The 17,094-nt window shown below is 54.4% G+C and carries 15 protein-coding genes and 3 tRNA genes; 9 read left to right on the top strand and 9 right to left on the bottom strand.

Annotated elements, in window-relative coordinates; all coding sequences use genetic code 11:
- Positions 1 to 9 precede the first annotated feature (9 nt).
- Genes amiB through nnr form a run of 3 tightly spaced genes read right to left on the bottom strand, consistent with a single transcriptional unit; the run spans position 10 to position 3,350 of the window.
- A complete protein-coding gene (amiB, locus tag VH187_RS05150; protein ID WP_329700416.1) occupies positions 10 to 1,353 on the bottom strand; it encodes an N-acetylmuramoyl-L-alanine amidase AmiB in 1,344 nt (447 codons plus the stop codon).
- 16 nt (positions 1,354 to 1,369) lie between these two features.
- Positions 1,370 to 1,831 carry a tRNA (adenosine(37)-N6)-threonylcarbamoyltransferase complex ATPase subunit type 1 TsaE gene (gene tsaE / locus VH187_RS05145; protein ID WP_329700415.1) on the bottom strand — a complete coding sequence of 154 codons (462 nt, stop codon included), beginning with the start codon at positions 1,829 to 1,831 and terminating at the stop codon, positions 1,370 to 1,372.
- Positions 1,800 to 3,350, bottom strand: a complete 1,551-nt coding sequence (gene nnr, locus VH187_RS05140; protein ID WP_329700414.1) for a bifunctional ADP-dependent NAD(P)H-hydrate dehydratase/NAD(P)H-hydrate epimerase — start codon at positions 3,348 to 3,350, stop codon at positions 1,800 to 1,802. Before nnr ends, tsaE begins: the two co-directional genes overlap by 32 nt.
- Here nnr and queG point away from each other — a divergent pair.
- Positions 3,349 to 4,488 (top strand): tRNA epoxyqueuosine(34) reductase QueG, encoded by a 1,140-nt coding sequence (gene queG, locus VH187_RS05135; protein WP_329700413.1) that lies wholly within the window; start codon positions 3,349 to 3,351, stop codon positions 4,486 to 4,488. The two genes, nnr and queG, sit on opposite strands and share 2 nt — an antisense overlap.
- 271 nt (positions 4,489 to 4,759) lie before the next feature.
- On the opposite strand, the gene VH187_RS05130 is transcribed toward queG, so the two are convergent.
- The 4 genes from VH187_RS05130 to orn all read right to left on the bottom strand — a co-directional run bounded on the left by VH187_RS05130 (position 4,760) and on the right by orn (position 5,834).
- Positions 4,760 to 4,835: transfer RNA gene (locus VH187_RS05130), tRNA-Gly, on the bottom strand.
- Positions 4,836 to 4,887: 52 nt separating this feature from the next.
- A tRNA-Gly gene (locus VH187_RS05125) sits at positions 4,888 to 4,963 on the bottom strand.
- Positions 4,964 to 5,014: 51 nt separating this feature from the next.
- Positions 5,015 to 5,090: transfer RNA gene (locus VH187_RS05120), tRNA-Gly, on the bottom strand.
- Positions 5,091 to 5,288: 198 nt separating this feature from the next.
- Entirely contained in the window at positions 5,289 to 5,834 is a 546-nt protein-coding gene (gene orn / locus VH187_RS05115) for an oligoribonuclease (protein ID WP_329700412.1), read from the bottom strand.
- Positions 5,835 to 5,940: 106 nt separating this feature from the next.
- Here orn and rsgA point away from each other — a divergent pair, with 106 nt between their 5' ends.
- The 3 genes from rsgA to mscM all read left to right on the top strand — a co-directional run bounded on the left by rsgA (position 5,941) and on the right by mscM (position 11,396).
- Entirely contained in the window at positions 5,941 to 6,993 is a 1,053-nt protein-coding gene (gene rsgA / locus VH187_RS05110; protein ID WP_329700411.1) for a small ribosomal subunit biogenesis GTPase RsgA, read from the top strand.
- Positions 6,994 to 7,083: 90 nt separating this feature from the next.
- Positions 7,084 to 8,073 carry an archaetidylserine decarboxylase gene (gene asd, locus VH187_RS05105; protein WP_414713906.1) on the top strand — a complete coding sequence of 330 codons (990 nt, stop codon included), beginning with the start codon at positions 7,084 to 7,086 and terminating at the stop codon, positions 8,071 to 8,073.
- Between the two features lie 17 nt (positions 8,074 to 8,090).
- Positions 8,091 to 11,396, top strand: a complete 3,306-nt coding sequence (gene mscM, locus VH187_RS05100; RefSeq protein WP_329700410.1) for a miniconductance mechanosensitive channel MscM — start codon at positions 8,091 to 8,093, stop codon at positions 11,394 to 11,396.
- Positions 11,397 to 11,448: 52 nt separating this feature from the next.
- Here mscM and epmA read toward each other — a convergent pair whose 3' ends face one another.
- Positions 11,449 to 12,426 carry an elongation factor P--(R)-beta-lysine ligase gene (gene epmA / locus VH187_RS05095; RefSeq protein WP_329700409.1) on the bottom strand — a complete coding sequence of 326 codons (978 nt, stop codon included), beginning with the start codon at positions 12,424 to 12,426 and terminating at the stop codon, positions 11,449 to 11,451.
- A gap of 312 nt (positions 12,427 to 12,738) precedes the next feature.
- Here epmA and frdA point away from each other — a divergent pair, with 312 nt between their 5' ends.
- The 5 genes from frdA (at position 12,739) to blc (ending at position 16,665) form a co-directional block, all read left to right on the top strand.
- Entirely contained in the window at positions 12,739 to 14,529 is a 1,791-nt protein-coding gene (gene frdA / locus VH187_RS05090) for a fumarate reductase (quinol) flavoprotein subunit (protein WP_329700408.1), read from the top strand.
- Complete coding sequence (locus VH187_RS05085; RefSeq protein ID WP_329700407.1) at positions 14,522 to 15,256, top strand: succinate dehydrogenase/fumarate reductase iron-sulfur subunit; 735 nt, start codon at positions 14,522 to 14,524, stop codon at positions 15,254 to 15,256. Before frdA ends, VH187_RS05085 begins: the two co-directional genes overlap by 8 nt.
- A gap of 10 nt (positions 15,257 to 15,266) precedes the next feature.
- Entirely contained in the window at positions 15,267 to 15,662 is a 396-nt protein-coding gene (frdC, locus tag VH187_RS05080) for a fumarate reductase subunit FrdC (RefSeq protein ID WP_329700406.1), read from the top strand.
- Positions 15,663 to 15,672: 10 nt separating this feature from the next.
- Positions 15,673 to 16,032 carry a fumarate reductase subunit FrdD gene (frdD, locus tag VH187_RS05075; protein WP_329700405.1) on the top strand — a complete coding sequence of 120 codons (360 nt, stop codon included), beginning with the start codon at positions 15,673 to 15,675 and terminating at the stop codon, positions 16,030 to 16,032.
- A 102-nt stretch (positions 16,033 to 16,134) separates the two neighbouring features.
- Positions 16,135 to 16,665, top strand: coding sequence for an outer membrane lipoprotein Blc (gene blc, locus VH187_RS05070; RefSeq protein ID WP_329700404.1), 531 nt, complete (start codon positions 16,135 to 16,137; stop codon positions 16,663 to 16,665).
- Here blc and sugE read toward each other — a convergent pair.
- Positions 16,662 to 16,979, bottom strand: coding sequence for a quaternary ammonium compound efflux SMR transporter SugE (gene sugE, locus VH187_RS05065; RefSeq protein WP_329700403.1), 318 nt, complete (start codon positions 16,977 to 16,979; stop codon positions 16,662 to 16,664). The genes blc and sugE overlap by 4 nt on opposite strands.
- Positions 16,980 to 17,094 lie beyond the last annotated feature (115 nt).

The raw sequence follows: 17,094 nt of genomic DNA, 5'->3' as shown, positions 1-17,094 counted from the left end.
AAGCACTCCTTAATTGATTAACGTCCCATTAGGGCCTGTGGCGCTGGCCGTCTGTGAGGCCTCACCGCGCGGTCCGCTCTGCACTGGATGCGCGTTAAAGTAGTTACGCAGTCCGTTGAAAATCGCCTCGGCGATCTGCTGCTGATAGTCATCACTGCCCAACAGGCGCTCTTCGCCACTGTTGCTGATAAAGCCGGTTTCAACCAGAATCGACGGGATATCCGGCGAGCGTAAAACGCCAAGGCTCGCGTGCTCAGGACGACGTTTATGAATATTGCCGACGCGCTGGAGCTGGCCTAACACATCAACCGCCACATCATACCCGACACGCTGAGAATGGCCGAATTGTAAATCCAGTACAGCCTGACTCAGATACGGGTCAGCCTGACTATTCGCCAGCACATCGCCCGCCCCGCCGAGCAATTCAGACTGCTTCTCGTGCTGTTCAAGCCAGCCCGCCATTTCACTGTTTGCGCGGCGGTTGGAAAGCACCCACACCGATGCGCCGGTCGCATCACGGTTAGGCGCAGCATCCGCATGAATTGAGACCAGGAAATTGGCATTCTGTTTACGCGCCACATCTGAACGGCCCATTACAGAAATGAAGTAATCCCCGTCGCGAGTCAGCACGCCCTTAAACATCGGGTCATTATTTAGCAACGCGCGCAGTTTGCGGGCGATAGAAATGGTGACGTTTTTCTCTTTGGTGCCGCCAGGACCTATAGCTCCCGGATCCTGACCACCGTGGCCTGCATCAATCGCAATAATCACTTTGTCACCGCTGGTGCTGACCGGGCGAGAACGTGCCGCTGGACGTGTTTCCGTGTTGCTGCTGGTCACGCCAGTAAGGCGATCGTTTGGCGCTTTAAAGGGATTACGGGGAGGTTCAACCGGGCGTGATGCCACGGCAACAGGCGGCGCTTCCACACGCTTCGCCACAACCGGAGGCGGCGGTGGCGGTGGCGCATCGGCATTAATGGTAAAGACCACCGTGTAAGTGCCGCCACTTTGCTGCTTCACCGCACGGGTTTTGCCGTCGCCGGTTAAATCAACGACCAGGCGTAAAGATTGAGCGTCTTTCGGCGTACCGGAGCGAATACTTTTCACCAGATTATCACCACTGAAATTGAGCGGTAATCCCTGGATGACGCCGGTCTGTTTGATGTCGAGTGCCACGCTGCGCTTGCCTTCCTGCGAGAAGGAATAGTCAGGGTCACCCATAAAACTGAATGTGATACGTGCCTGTTTATCACCGTTGGACACCTGAATATCGGATAAACTCGCCGCCGTTGCCTGCCAGCAAAACAGCATCATGATGCCAGCAATCCATCCACTTTTAACGCGATACGTCATCCCGCCATCCCTCAGGTTAACTGGCTAAGTGTGCCAGTAAAGATTCACCCAGTGAGGAGACTGCTGTCACGCGCGCCTCTCGCCCTTGATCCTGGTATTCCAGGTGAATTTCGACATCCGGTTCAGGCAGCACACCCGCGCCCTGTTGCGGCCATTCCACCAGGCAAATGGCATTGTCAGTGAAGTAATCGCGGATCCCCATAAATTCAAGCTCCTCGGGATCGGCAAGGCGGTATAAATCGAAATGGTACACCATCAGATTTTCGAGGGTGTAGGGTTCCACGAGCGTATAAGTCGGGCTTTTAACGTTGCCTTTATGGCCCAGCGCCTGCAAAAATCCGCGGCTAAAAGTGGTTTTCCCGGCGCCCAAATCGCCGTAGAGATAAATGACGGTCGCGCCTGTGCAGGCCCCGGCAAGCTGGTTGCCGAGATCTAATGTTGCCTGCTCATTGGATAAGGGAATCACTCGATTTATCATGGTTTACGTCAATCACATCCGGGTTAACAACACGCACAAGCGTGGAAAAAAGATCGGTGGCAAGCATGCCACGGGTTCCTGATTGCGCGGCCAGTACGTCAGCAGCCGCGCCGTGCGCCACACAACCGGCACAGGCAGCATCATACGGCGAGAGGTGCTGGCCTAGCAACGCGCCAATAATGCCTGACAACACGTCACCCATACCGCCGCTCGCCATTCCTGCGTTTCCGGCATCGACAATGGCGATACCACTCGCTTCATCCGCAACGATCGTTCCTGCGCCTTTTAGCACGACGACACCGCCATACCGTTTTACCAGACGCTGCGCAGAAAGTAAGCGATCACTTTCAATTTCTGCCGTGCTGCAATGGAGTAATCGGGCGGCCTCACCGGGATGCGGCGTCAATACGCGATTGTGACGTTTATCCGGGTTGATTGCCAGAAGGTTCAGCGCATCGGCGTCCCAAAGCATGGGCTTACGGACGTTTTCCACTTTACGCAGCGCCTGTTTGCCCCAGGTTTGTTGCCCAAGACCGGGGCCAATGACCACCACATCAGCCCATTCCAGCGCATCATCAAGGCTTTGCGGAGTGACTTCATGCACCATCAACTCAGGGCGAGCAGTCACAATGGGGGCGATGTTCTCCACGCGAGTGAGTACTCGCACCAGCCCTGCTCCCGCACGCAGCGCGGCTTCACCGGCCATACGAATCGCGCCCGCCGTGCCATGATCGCCGCCGATAATCACCAGCTTACCGTGATCGCCCTTATGCGACGTCGGGCGACGCGGTGGCAGCCACTGTGACAATTGGCTGGCATCCACACGCATTAGCTGTGTGGTTTGCGTATTCAGCCAGGCATCAAGGCCTAAAGCATGATGATGCAGCACACCGGTCACATCGCGCGCTTTGCCGGTCAGCAAGCCCGGCTTTAGCGCGATAAACGTAATGGTATGGGCGGCGTGAATCACCGCGCCTGGCGTCGCGCCCGTTTGGGCGAGCAATCCGGAAGGAATATCGAGCGCTACTGTGGGCGCGGAATGGCGGTTAGCATGAGCAATCAATGACTCGACAGGCTCACGCGGTGCGCTAGTCAGCCCGGTGCCGAGTAGCGCATCAATGATCAGGTCAATCTCTTCAGGCCAGACACTCTCGTGAGCATGAATAACGCCTCCGGCATTTAGCCACGCATCGCGCGCTTCGCTTGCCTCGTCCGGCAACGGCTTAACGTTATCCTGCGCCAAAAGCGTGACGACAATACCTGCCGCCTGCGCCAGACGCGCTACTACGTAGCCATCACCGCCGTTATTGCCGTGTCCGCATAGGATCAGCCAGTGTCTGGAAGCAGGATAATTTTGGCGCGCGACAGCAAAAGCCGCTTCTCCTGCGCGCAGCATTAATTCGTAGAGCGTCAGACCAAGCGCATCGGCGGCCTCTTTTTCGGCGCGACGCAGGTCATCCGCAGACCAGATGGTGTGTGGTATACTTGCGGGGTTTCTCGTCATCGTATGGTCCGTCATGTCACAGCCCCTCAATCTCAATCAATTAGCGCAAGACATCAAACAGTGGGGCACCGAGCTGGGCTTTCAGCACGTCGGTATCACCGATACCGATCTCAGTGCCAGCGAACCGCAACTGCAGGCATGGCTGGACAAACAGTACCATGGCGAAATGGAATGGATGGCGCGCCACGGCATGCTACGCGCACGCCCTCACGAACTTCTGCCCGGCACGCTTCGCGTCATCAGCGTGCGGATGAACTATCTGCCTGCTAACGCGGCGTTTGCCAGCACCCTGAAAAACCCGTCGCTTGGTTATGTCAGCCGTTATGCCCTTGGACGTGATTATCATAAGCTACTGCGTAACCGCCTTAAAAAGCTTGGCGAAAAAATTCAGGGTCATTGTGCCTCGCTGAATTTTAGACCTTTTGTCGATTCCGCGCCTGTTCTGGAGCGCCCGATAGCCGAAAAAGCCGGGCTTGGCTGGACAGGTAAGCACTCACTTATTCTCAGCCGTGATGCGGGTTCGTTCTTTTTCCTCGGTGAATTGCTGATAGACCTGGCGTTACCCATTGATAAACCAGTGGAAGAGAACTGTGGACGCTGCGTCGCCTGCATGACCATCTGCCCCACGGGAGCCATCGTTGAGCCATACACCGTCGATGCACGCCGCTGCATTTCCTATCTGACCATCGAACTGGAAGGCGCTATCCCCGAAGAATTCAGGCCGTTGATGGGAAATCGCATCTACGGATGTGATGATTGTCAGTTGATTTGCCCGTGGAACCGTTATTCGCAGCTCACGGATGAAGAGGATTTCAGTCCGCGCAAAGCGTTGCATGCCCCGGAGCTCATTGAGCTGTTTGGCTGGAGCGAAGCGCATTTTCTGAAAGTTACCGAGGGTTCGCCGATTAGGCGAATCGGTCATTTGCGCTGGCTGCGTAATATCGCCGTCGCATTGGGTAACGCGCCGTGGGACGAAAATAATTTACACGCGCTGGGGAGCCGTCGAGGTGAGCACCCACTTCTCGATGAACACATAGATTGGGCGGTTGCGCAGCAAATTGAGAAGCGGAATGCCTGCGTGGTAGAAGTGCAATTACCGCAGAAACAGCGTCTGGTGAGGGTAATCGAAAAGGGTCTGCCGCGGGATGCCTGATTCATTCACAGGGTGTGAATAAAAATAAAAACACATTGAAATTCAAGGGGGCAAAATTCGTCAAGCGATCTTAGCAACAATTTTAAATCTATTTTTATTGTTATAAATCAATCAACTAAAAAGTTACTATTCACACATTGAAGCATCTTGATTTTCCAGGCAATTTCCTGGTTCTGTGGATAAGTCTGTTTACAAGAGTGTGTCAGAGAAAATAAAAATCGTCCCCAACGTTATTTAACGCTGTGGATAAAAGGATTGGATTGAAGAAATTTGGAGCGGGAAACGAGACTCGAACTCGCGACCCCGACCTTGGCAAGGTCGTGCTCTACCAACTGAGCTATTCCCGCTTGGGTGGTGCGTCGTATCTTGCGATACTTTCAACTTGTGATGCACAAATTTTGGAGCGGGAAACGAGACTCGAACTCGCGACCCCGACCTTGGCAAGGTCGTGCTCTACCAACTGAGCTATTCCCGCTTGGGTGGTGCGTTGTATCTTGCGATACTTTCAACTTTGATGCACAAATTTTGGAGCGGGAAACGAGACTCGAACTCGCGACCCCGACCTTGGCAAGGTCGTGCTCTACCAACTGAGCTATTCCCGCAAATCTGTGACTTCGTAACGTGTAATTCTCTGTCGTTACGGGAGGCGCATTATACGAGAATTCGAAGCACCTGCAACCCCCCTCTAAACGATTTTTTTGAAATTCAGTTCAAGTGCTGCAATATTCGTCACATTGCCGATTTTTACGCCAAATGCCTGATTCATTGGCCCGGCAGGCAAATACCACCGGGCATTTCCCTTACAACTTAATGAAATTCTCGCGGTAATAAGCCAGTTCTGCCACCGACTCACGAATGTCATCCATCGCCTGATGGGTTCCCTCTTTCTTAATGCCATCGAGAATTTCTGGTTTCCAGCGACGCGCCAGCTCTTTCAGCGTGCTGACGTCCAGATTACGATAATGGAAGTAGGATTCCAGCTCTGGCATATACTTAACGAGGAAACGGCGATCCTGGCCGATGCTGTTGCCGCAGATAGGTGATTTACCTTCCGGCACCCACTGTTTCAGGAACTCAATGGTCGCAAGTTCTGCTGCGCGATCGTCAGACGTACTTGCCTTTACTCGCTCAACCAAACCGCTGCCAGTATGCGTGCGCACGTTCCAGTCATCCATCAGCGCCAGTTGAGCATCAGACTGATGCACCGCCAGGGTCGGTCCTTCAGCCAAAATGTTCAGGTTCGCATCGGTCACGAGCGTGGCGATTTCAATAATGCGATCGCGCTCGGGATCGAGGCCAGTCATTTCAAGATCGATCCAAATGAGGTTGTTTTCATTTGCACTCATGCTATTTTCCATCCTTCTCGCGTCACAGTGACAGTGACTATATTCATATAAAATAGCGTGTATCATAGAGGTTTTGCCCCTCAGGGGCGACCAGGAGTCAGCACGATTGAGTAAAAATAAACTCTCCAAAGGTCAGCAACGCCGGGTGAAAGCCAACCACGAGCGCCGTCTTAAAACGACTTCGGAGAAGCCCGATCTCGATGACAACCTGTTTGGCGAAAAAGCTGAAGGCATCGTTATCAGCCGCTTTGGCATGCATGCCGATGTGGAATCCACCGAAGGCACGACCCACCGTTGTAACATTCGCCGCACCATTCGCTCGCTGGTTACGGGTGACCGTGTCGTCTGGCGTCCAGGAAAATCTGCCGCAGAAGGCGTTAACGTCAAAGGCATCGTGGAAGCCGTTCACGAACGGACGTCGGTACTGACGCGTCCAGACTTTTATGACGGTGTAAAACCGATTGCCGCGAACATCGACCAGATTGTTATCGTGTCTGCCATTCTGCCTGAGCTCTCGCTGAACATTATCGACCGTTATCTTGTTGCCTGCGAAACACTCGACGTTGAGCCGCTTCTCGTTCTGAATAAAATCGATCTTCTTGATGACGAAGGCCTTGCGTTCGTAAATGAGCAGATGGATATCTATCGCAAAATTGGCTACACCGTACTGATGGTGTCGAGTCACAAAAAAGATGGTCTGAAACCATTAGAAGAGGCGCTAACCGGGCGTATTAGCATCTTTGCGGGTCAGTCTGGCGTGGGTAAATCCAGCCTGCTAAATAACCTGCTTGGCCTGCAAACAGAGATCCTCACCAACGATGTCTCTGACAACTCAGGCCTCGGCCAGCACACCACCACCGCCTCGCGTTTGTACCATTTCCCACACGGTGGCGATGTGATTGACTCACCGGGCGTACGTGAATTTGGCCTTTGGCATCTGGAGCCTGAACAAATCTTCAACGGTTTTGTCGAATTCCACGACTACTTAGGCGACTGCAAATACCGCGACTGCAAGCACGACAACGATCCGGGCTGCGCAATTCGTGAAGCGGTCGAAAAAGGTGAAATCGCCGAAACGCGCTTTGAAAATTATCATCGCATCCTCGAAAGCATGTCCGAGGTAAAGTCGCGTAAAACCTTTTCTGAAAGCGGCAACTGACATTTAAGCTGAACGCCGATAGAATCAGCCCCTTTTTGAATAGGCTCGGAATTGAGCCTGAATGGCATAACCATTGGCCTGGAGGCTAACTTGCTAAATTCATTCAAACTTTCGCTTCAATACATTCTGCCTAAACTGTGGCTCACCCGCCTCGCAGGCTGGGGCGCAAGCAAACGAGCAGGCTGGCTGACAAAGCTTGTCATCGACCTGTTCGTCAAATTCTACAAGGTCGACATGACAGAGGCGCAGAAGCCAGATACCGCCAGCTATCGCACCTTTAACGATTTCTTCGTCCGCCCATTGCGCGATGACGTTCGTCCTCTCGATACCGACCCAAGCGTACTGGTCATGCCTGCAGACGGCGTCATCAGCCAGCTCGGTAATATCGATAACGACAAGATTTTGCAGGCGAAGGGCCATGACTACAGCCTGGAAGCGCTGCTGGCAGGCAACTACCTGATGGCGGATCTCTTCCGCAACGGCTCTTTTGTCACCACCTATTTGTCGCCACGCGACTATCACCGTGTGCACATGCCGTGCAACGGCATCCTGCGTGAAATGATCTACGTTCCGGGTGACCTTTTCTCCGTTAATCATCTGACCGCGCAGAACGTGCCGAACCTGTTCGCACGTAACGAACGCGTCATCTGTCTGTTTGATACTGAATTTGGCCCAATGGCGCAGATTCTGGTCGGCGCGACCATCGTCGGCAGCATTGAAACCGTTTGGGCGGGCACAATCACCCCACCGCGTGAAGGCGTGATCAAACGCTGGACGTGGCCTGCGGGTGAAAGCGAAGGTTCTGTTGCACTGCTGAAAGGCCAGGAAATGGGTCGTTTCAAACTCGGATCAACAGTGATTAACCTGTTTGCGCCAGGCAAAGTGCAGCTAGCTGAAAAACTGGCGAGCCTGTCGGCAACAAAAATTGGAGAGCCGCTGGCGGTTTCCACTGAAATTTTTGCCACCCCGGAAGCTGAAGTCGTGACTCCGGTGGCAGAAACTCTCGAACCTGTGGTCGATGACACTGCAGCCGTAGACGAAATCGTCCCACCGACTACCGATAAAACCGACCAGGGCTAACCAGAAGGATCGCTGACGTGCGCCTGATTATCACTTTTCTGATGGCCTGGTGCCTCAGCATGGGGGCGTACGCAGCAAGCGCCCCCGACAGCAAACAAATCACCCAGGAACTGGAACAGGCGAAAGCGGCGAAGCCCGCTCAGCCTGAAACCGTCGCGGCGCTCCAGTCCGCGCTGAATGCGCTCGAAGAACGTAAAGGTTCGCTTGAGCGCGCTCAGCAGTATCAACAATCCATTGATAACTTCCCCAAACTTTCCCAAACGCTCCGTTCGCAACTGGCTAAACAGAGCGATGAACCGCGTCCAGTGCCGGAGGGACTCACCACCGATGCACTGAATCAGGAAATCCTGCAGGTCAGCAGCCAACTGGTGGAGAAAAGCCGCCAGGCTCAGCAAGAGCAGGAACGCGCACGGGAAATTGCCGATTCGCTTAGCCAGTTGCCGCAGCAACAAACTGATGCGCGCCGCCAGCTCAATGATGTTGAGCGCCGGGTTGGCACAGCCTCCGGCAAGGGAGCGCAAGCGCAAAACCTGAGTTTGCAGGCAGAATCCGCCAAACTGAAAGCGCTGGTCGATGAGCTCGAATTGGCGCAGCTTTCTGCCAACAATCGTCAGGAACTGGCGCGTATGCGCTCGGAACTTGCACAAAAACAAAGTGAACAACTGGATGCTTACCTTCAGGCGTTGCGTAATCAGCTCAACAGCCAGCGCCAGCGTGAAGCTGAAAAAGCACTGGAAAGCACCGAATTATTAGCCGAAAACAATGCCGATCTGCCGCCGGAAATCGTTGAGCAATTCACCCGCAACCGTGAGCTCTCGCAGGCGCTAAACCAACAGGCGCAACGTATGGACCTGGTAGCTTCGCAGCAGCGGCAGGCCACTAACCAGACATTACAGGTGCGTCAGGCGCTGAATACTCTTCGCGAGCAATCGCAGTGGCTGGGCTCGTCTAATTTGTTGGGCGAAACGCTGCGTGATCAGGTTTCGCGCCTTCCCGAAATGCCGAAACCGCAGCAGTTGGATACCGAAATGGCGCAGCTACGCGTTCATCGGTTGAAATACGAAAAGATGCTGAGTGACAAACCAGTGAAACAGGCCAATGGGAAGCCGCTCACCGCCACTGAATCACGTATTCTGGAAGCTCAACTGCGCACTCAGCGCGAATTATTGGGTTCGCTGCTACAAGGCGGCGATACGTTGATCCTTGAACTCACTAAACTGAAAGTCACCAATAGTCAGTTAGAAGATGCGCTCAAAGAAATTAACGAAGCCACCCACCGCTACCTGTTCTGGACGTCTGATGTCAGCGCGATTGGCTTCGCGTGGCCACTGGAAATCGCGCGAGATCTGCATCGCCTGATTTCACTCGACACCTTTAGCCAGCTCGGCAAAGCCTCGGTAATGATGCTGACCAGCAAAGAGACGCTCATCCCATTGTTCGCCGCACTGATTCTGGTCGGTTTCAGCATCAGCTCGCGCAAGCACTTCACGCGCTTCCTGGAGCGTTCCAGCAACCGGGTGGGCAAAGTGACACAGGATCACTTTTGGCTCACGCTGCGTACGGTCTTCTGGTCGATTCTGGTCGCCTCGCCGCTGCCGGTGCTGTGGATGACCCTCGGTTATGGCTTACAGGAAGCCTGGCCGTACCCGCGAGCAGTGGCTATTGGCAACGGCGTTACCGCCACCGTACCGCTGCTGTGGGTGGTGATGATTTGCGCCGCCTTCGCCCGCCCAAATGGCCTGTTCATCGCGCATTTCGGCTGGCCGCATACTCGTGTCGCGCGGGCAATGCGCTATTACTTAATGAGTATCGGGCTTATCGTGCCACTGATTATGGCGCTGTTTATGTTCGACAATCTTCGTGACCGCGAATTCATCTCATCCCTGGGCAGACTCTGCTTCGTGCTGATCTGTGGCGCGCTGGCAATCGTGACACTGAGCCTGAAACGCGCCGGGATCCCGCTGTACCTCGATAAAGAGGGCAGCGGTGACAACATGCTCAACCGGATGTTGTGGAACCTGATGATGGGTGCGCCGCTGGTTGCTATTCTGGCAGCTTTAATCGGTTATCTGGCAACGGCTGAAGCGTTGTTGGCGCGTCTGGAAACCTCTGTCGCCATCTGGTTCCTGTTGCTGGTAATTTATCACGTGATCCGTCGCTGGATGCTGATCCAGCGCCGTCGTATCGCCTTTGATCGTGCCAAGCATCGTCGTGCAGAAATGTTGGCCCAGCGTGCGCGAGGCGAAGAAGAACCGCATCACAACACCACGCTTGAAGGTTCGCCGGAAGTGGATCTCAGCGAAGTGGATCTCGACACCCTCAGCGCACAGTCGCTGCGGTTGGTGCGTTCCATTTTGATGCTGATCGCGCTGGTGTCGGTGATTGTGCTGTGGTCAGAAATTCACTCGGCATTTGGCTTCCTCGAAAACATCTCGCTGTGGGATGTTACCTCGACGGTGCAAGGAGTCGAAAGCCTTGAACCGATTACGCTCGGGGCCGTACTTATCGCCATTCTGGTGTTTATCGTCACCACGCAATTAGTGCGTAATCTGCCTGCTCTGCTTGAACTGGCGGTGCTGCAACACCTCAGCCTGACGCCGGGAACCGGCTATGCCATCACCACCATCACCAAATATTTATTGATGCTGATTGGCAGCCTGGTGGGCTTCTCGATGATTGGAATTGAGTGGGCGAAATTGCAGTGGCTGGTCGCCGCCCTCGGGGTCGGTCTCGGTTTTGGCTTACAGGAGATCTTCGCCAACTTCATTTCTGGCCTGATCATCCTGTTTGAAAAACCGATCCGTATTGGCGATACCGTGACGATCCGCGATTTGACGGGGAGCGTCACGAAGATCAACACCCGCGCCACAACGATCAGCGACTGGGATCGCAAAGAGATCATCGTGCCGAACAAGGCGTTTATCACTGAGCAGTTTATCAACTGGTCACTGTCGGATTCCGTTACCCGTGTGGTATTGACCGTTCCAGCCCCGTCAGATGCCAACAGCGAAGAAGTGACACAGATTCTGATGACGGCCGCAGAACGCTGCTCGCTGGTTATCGACAATCCGGCACCGGAAGTGTTCCTGGTGGATTTGCAGCAGGGCATTCAGATTTTCGAGCTGCGTATCTACGCCGCCGAAATGGGGCACCGTATGCCGCTGCGTCATGAAATTCACCAGTTGATTCTGGCTGGTTTCCGCGAGCACGGCATCGATATGCCATTCCCACCGTTCCAGATGCGTTTAGAAACGATGGACGCACGAAAAATGGGAAGGACACTGACATCAACGGGGCGTAGCCGCCCGGCGGGAAGTTTGTAAGTTCAAGCGTTCGGCCTCGCCCTCTCCCCGACAGAAGAGGGCGAAGAGGCTACTACGCTCTATCGACCGTAAAGGCCATTACATCGCCGATGCTTTCAGCGCCTAACGCCAGCATCACCAGGCGGTCGACACCCAGTGCGACACCGGAGCTGTCCGGCAGCCCTGCTTTCAGTGCTTCCAACAGATTGACGTCGATAGGTTGTTGCGGCAAGTCGCGCGCGGCGCGTTTGCGGTTATCCTGTTCGAAACGTTGCTGCTGTTCGCGCGCATCGGTCAGTTCGTGGAAACCATTCGCCAGTTCAATCCCTTTGTAATACACCTCGAAGCGTTCCGCTACGCGGTGATCTTCGGTACTGATTTGTGCCAGTGACGCCTGACTTGCCGGGAAGTGGTAAACAAACGTCGGGCGGTCTTTACCGATATGCGGCTCGACGCCCATTGCAAACAGCAGTTGAAGCAGCGTATCGCGATCTTCTTCGGTGTCGGCGATGTTGCTCAGATCGAGTTTCGCCGCCACTTCACGCAGCTGCGTTTTATCCGCCGACAGCGGATCGATTTCCAGATGACGCTGAAACGCCTGCTGATAAGAGAGACTTTCCGCAGGCTGGCATTCCAGCACCTGTTGCAGTAAATCATCGACTTCGTTGATCAGGCGATACATGTCGTAATGCGGACGATACCACTCCAGCATGGTGAATTCCGGATTGTGATGACGCCCCATCTCTTCGTTACGGAAACTTCGGCACAACTGGAACACCGGGCCACAGCCAGCAGCCAGCAGGCGCTTCATGTGGTATTCCGGGCTGGTCATCATGAAGAGATTGATTCCCTGAGAATGGCCAGGGCCGACGAAACGCGTCTCAAACGGCACCAGATGGATATCCGTTACCGTCGCCTGACTCATGCACGGCGTTTCCACCTCCAGCACGCCGCGGTCGGTAAAGAAGCGACGGATTTCCGTCATGATAGCCGCGCGTTTTAACAGATTGGGGATGGAGGCGCTCGGCTGCCAGGTGGCCGTTTCGCTCATGGTAAAACTCTCCGAAGACAAACAAAGGCACGGAGTCTACCCGCAAGCGTTGCACGAGACAAATTTTGCACCCTGAAATCGCCTGTTCACAGCGTAAACGGGATTTCGTGACGCACTCTATCAATTTCGATGATAAATCATCGGACGGATCAGCAAAAAAATCGAACGCGTCAAATTTCCCTCACATCCTTGCGGATATACTGCGATACCCATAAAGGAGCAGTGGTAACGCTTTCGCAATGGCCGTACCGTCTCAGTGAACTACCTTTGGTAAGGCGTGTTGCGAAATAACAACAATTCTGGAGGAATGTCGTGCACACCTTTCATGCCGATCTGGTCGTTATAGGCGCTGGCGGGGCGGGATTACGAGCGGCCATTGCCGCAGCGCAAGCCAATCCCAACGCTAAAATCGCACTGATTTCAAAAGTCTATCCTATGCGCAGTCACACCGTTGCCGCCGAAGGCGGTTCCGCAGCGGTTGCCCAGGATCATGACAGCTTTGAGTACCATTTCCACGATACCGTAGCCGGGGGCGACTGGCTCTGCGAGCAGGATGTCGTCGATTACTTCGTTCACCACTGCCCCACCGAAATGACTCAGCTCGAGCAATGGGGTTGTCCGTGGAGCCGCCGTGAAGACGGATCGGTGAACGTGCGTCGCTTCGGTGGAATGAAAATCGAACGTACCTGGTTCGCCGCCGATAAAACCGGCTTCCATATGCTGCACACCCTGTTCCAGACTTCCCTGCAATTCCCGCAAATTCAACGTTTTGACGAGCACTTTGTGCTGGATATTCTGGTCGATGACGGTCAGGCGCGCGGTCTTGTGGCCATGAATATGATGGAAGGCACGCTGATGCAGATCCGCGCCAATGCGGTGGTGATGGCAACCGGCGGTGCCGGGCGTGTGTATCGCTACAACACCAACGGCGGCATCGTCACTGGCGATGGTATGGGCATGGCGCTAAGCCACGGCGTACCGCTGCGTGATATGGAATTCGTTCAGTATCACCCGACTGGCCTGCCCGGCTCCGGCATTCTGATGACCGAAGGCTGTCGCGGTGAAGGCGGTATTCTGGTGAATAAAGACGGTTATCGCTATTTGCAGGATTACGGCATGGGTCCGGAAACACCGCTTGGTGAGCCGAAGAACAAATATATGGAGCTGGGCCCTCGTGACAAAGTGTCGCAGGCGTTCTGGCACGAATGGCGTAAAGGTAACACCATCCCGACGCCGCGTGGCGACGTGGTCTATCTCGACCTGCGTCACCTCGGTGAGAAGAAACTGCTCGAACGTTTGCCGTTCATTTGCGAACTGGCAAAAGCCTACGTGGGCGTCGACCCGGTGAAAGAACCGATCCCGGTTCGTCCAACCGCACACTACACCATGGGCGGCATTGAAACCGATCAGCAGTGTGAAAGCCGTATCAAGGGCCTGTTCGCCGTCGGGGAATGTTCCTCTGTTGGCCTGCACGGCGCAAACCGCCTGGGCTCCAACTCACTGGCTGAACTGGTGGTGTTTGGTCGCATGGCCGGTGAACGCGCCATGGAACGAGCGTCAACCGCAGGTGTTGCCAACAGCGCAGCGCTGGATGCTCAGGTTGTTGATGTCGAAAAACGCCTGAAAGCGCTGGTTAACCAGGAAGGCAACGAGAACTGGGCGAAAATCCGCGATGAAATGGGTCTGTCGATGGAAGAAGGCTGTGGTATCTACCGTACGCCGGAGCTGATGCAGAAAACCATCGATAAGCTGGCGGAATTGCAGGAACGCTTTAAGCGCGTGCGTATTACCGATACCTCGAGCGTGTTCAACACCGACTTGCTTTATACCATCGAACTGGGTCATGGCCTGAATGTCGCCGAGTGTATGGCGCATTCTGCCCTCGCACGTAAAGAGTCTCGTGGCGCACATCAGCGTTTGGATGAAGGCTGCACCGAGCGTGATGACGTTAACTTCCTCAAGCACACCCTCGCTTTCCGCGATGCCGATGGCACGACACGCCTCGACTATAGCGATGTGAAAATCACCACCCTGCCACCAGCGAAACGCGTTTATGGGGCAGAAGCGGAAGCAGCCGAGAAGAAGGAGACGGCAAATGGCTGAGATGAAAAACCTGAAAATCGAGATCGTGCGCTACAACCCGGAAGTGGACACGGCCCCGCACAGCGCGTTTTATGACGTGCCTTATGACGAGCAAACGTCGCTACTCGACGCACTCGGTTACATCAAAGATAACCTCGCGCCAGACCTGAGTTATCGCTGGTCTTGCCGAATGGCGATTTGCGGCTCCTGCGGCATGATGGTGAATAAGGTGCCGAAACTGGCCTGTAAAACCTTCCTGCGCGAATACGTGAATGGCCTGAAAGTCGAAGCGTTGGCGAACTTCCCGATTGAGCGCGATTTGGTGGTCGATATGACCCACTTTATCGAAAGTCTGGAAGCAATTAAGCCCTATATCATTGGCAATCCGCGCACGCCGGAACAGGGCCCTAACAAGCAGACTCCGGCGCAGATGGCGAAATACCATCAGTTCTCCGGCTGCATCAACTGTGGTCTGTGCTACGCCGCCTGCCCGCAGTTTGGGCTTAATAAAGAGTTTATTGGTCCAGCGGCCATTACTCTGGCACATCGTTATAACGAAGACAGCCGCGATCACGGCAAAAAGGAGCGCATGGCGCAACTGAACGGCAAGAATGGCGTCTGGAGTTGTACTTTTGTCGGTTATTGCTCGGAAGTCTGTCCGAAGCACGTCGACCCGGCCGCCGCCATTCAGCAGGGCAAAGTGGAAAGCTCGAAAGACTTTCTTATCGCCACCCTGAAACCACGCTAAGGAGTGCATCATGACAACTAAACGCAAACCCTACGTGCAGCCAATGACCGCGACGTGGTGGAAGAAACTGCCCTTTTATCGCTTCTATATGATTCGGGAAGGCACCGCAGTTCCGACGGTCTGGTTTAGCATCGTATTGATTTACGGGCTGTTCGCCCTGAAGCATGGCGCCGAATCCTGGGCCGGATATGTCGGTTTTCTGCAAAACCCGATTGTGGTCATTCTGAATCTGATAACCCTGGCGGCAGCGTTGCTGCATACCAAAACCTGGTTCGAACTGGCGCCAAAAGCGGCGAACATTATCGTTAAAGGCGAAAAAATGGGGCCAGAGCCGGTTATTAAAGGGCTGTGGGGAGTGACGATTGTCGTCACCGTCGTCATCCTGTTTGTCGCACTGTTCTGGTAAGGAGACCACTATGATCAATCCAAATCCAAAACGTTCGGACGAGCCCGTTTTTTGGGGGCTGTTTGGCGCAGGTGGCATGTGGGGGGCGATTATCGCGCCAGTCGTTGTCCTGCTGGTCGGCATTTTACTGCCGCTCGGTCTGGCACCACATGACGCATTCAGCTACGAGCGCGTGCTGGCCTTTGCACAGAGCTTTATCGGCCGTGCGTTTCTGTTCCTGATGATTGTTCTGCCGCTGTGGTGCGGCCTGCACCGTATTCATCACGCCATGCATGACCTAAAAATTCATGTGCCGAATGGTAAATGGGTGTTCTACGGACTGGCGGCCATTCTGACCGTCATCACCCTTGTGGGTGTACTTTTCATCTAAAGCTGAGATGCCCGGCACACGTCGGGCATATTTCTTTCCCCGCGCCGCACTTTTTCCCCGTTAGGTATCTACACTTACAAAAAAACCTGCAAGGACCTTACTATGCGTCTGCTGCCTATCATTGCGACTGTTGCTGCTGCGTTTTTGGTTGTTGCCTGTAGTAACCCTGTTCCGCCTCCCGGGGTGACCGTCGTTTCTCCGTTTGATGCCAATCGATACCTCGGCACCTGGTATGAAATTGCCCGTCTGGACCACAATTTCGAAAGTGGTCTGGAAAAAGTCACCGCCACGTACAGCTCGCGCAGCGATGGGGGGATTGACGTTCTGAACAAAGGCTATAACCCGGATCGCGGGATATGGCAGAAAACAGATGGCGTGGCTTATTTCACCGGCTCACCGGACAGGGCCGCGTTGAAAGTCTCCTTCTTCGGCCCGTTCTACGGCGGCTATAACATCATTGCGCTGGATAAAGAGTACAAACACGCGCTGGTGTGTGGACCGGACCGCGATTACCTATGGATCCTCGCACGCACGCCGACCATTTCCGCAGAAATGAAGCAGCAGATGCTGGATCTCGCGACCCGGCAGGGTTTCCCCGTTCAGAAATTAATTTGGGTCAATCAGACGTATTAGTGGGCGCTGAGTTTCAGGCCGATAATGCCGCAGACAATCAACACGAGGCTGAAAATACGCGCCACACTGGTTGATTCACCGAGCAGAAGCATGCCGGTTACGGCCGCACCGACTGCACCGATACCGGTCCAGATGGCGTAAGCGGTGCCGACAGGCAGGGTTTTCATTGCCCACGACAACAGTGCGATACTCGCTATCATCGCCACCGCCGTAATGACGCTAGGCACCAGGCGTGTAAAACCATGGGTATATTTCAGGCCGACAGCCCAGACCACTTCGAGAAGACCTGCAACAACAAGGATTAACCAGGACATTTTGACTCCGTATAGGGGCCGTCCCCGGTTTTTTAGATACGCTCGCAGGTCGTCCTGCAAGGTGATGAAGAGTGTTTATTTTAACCGCTACTTTCAGAGATGCAAGTAGTTTGCG

It is taken from the genome of Scandinavium sp. (assembly GCF_036271055.1).
Lineage (GTDB): Bacteria > Pseudomonadota > Gammaproteobacteria > Enterobacterales > Enterobacteriaceae > Scandinavium.
Note: the sequence above shows the minus strand (reverse complement) of the source record. Positions and strands in the feature narration are given on the sequence as shown.

Coding starts and splice junctions, on each gene's coding strand:
- amiB (WP_329700416.1), bottom strand. CDS start 1,353: ATGACGTATCGCGTTAAAAGTGGATGGATTGCTGGCATCATGATGCTG.
- tsaE (WP_329700415.1), bottom strand. CDS start 1,831: ATGATAAATCGAGTGATTCCCTTATCCAATGAGCAGGCAACATTAGAT.
- queG (WP_329700413.1), top strand. CDS start 3,349: ATGTCACAGCCCCTCAATCTCAATCAATTAGCGCAAGACATCAAACAG.
- nnr (WP_329700414.1), bottom strand. CDS start 3,350: ATGACGGACCATACGATGACGAGAAACCCCGCAAGTATACCACACACC.
- orn (WP_329700412.1), bottom strand. CDS start 5,834: ATGAGTGCAAATGAAAACAACCTCATTTGGATCGATCTTGAAATGACT.
- epmA (WP_329700409.1), bottom strand. CDS start 12,426: ATGAGCGAAACGGCCACCTGGCAGCCGAGCGCCTCCATCCCCAATCTG.
- VH187_RS05085 (WP_329700407.1), top strand. CDS start 14,522: ATGGCTGAGATGAAAAACCTGAAAATCGAGATCGTGCGCTACAACCCG.
- frdC (WP_329700406.1), top strand. CDS start 15,267: ATGACAACTAAACGCAAACCCTACGTGCAGCCAATGACCGCGACGTGG.
- frdD (WP_329700405.1), top strand. CDS start 15,673: ATGATCAATCCAAATCCAAAACGTTCGGACGAGCCCGTTTTTTGGGGG.
- blc (WP_329700404.1), top strand. CDS start 16,135: ATGCGTCTGCTGCCTATCATTGCGACTGTTGCTGCTGCGTTTTTGGTT.
- sugE (WP_329700403.1), bottom strand. CDS start 16,979: ATGTCCTGGTTAATCCTTGTTGTTGCAGGTCTTCTCGAAGTGGTCTGG.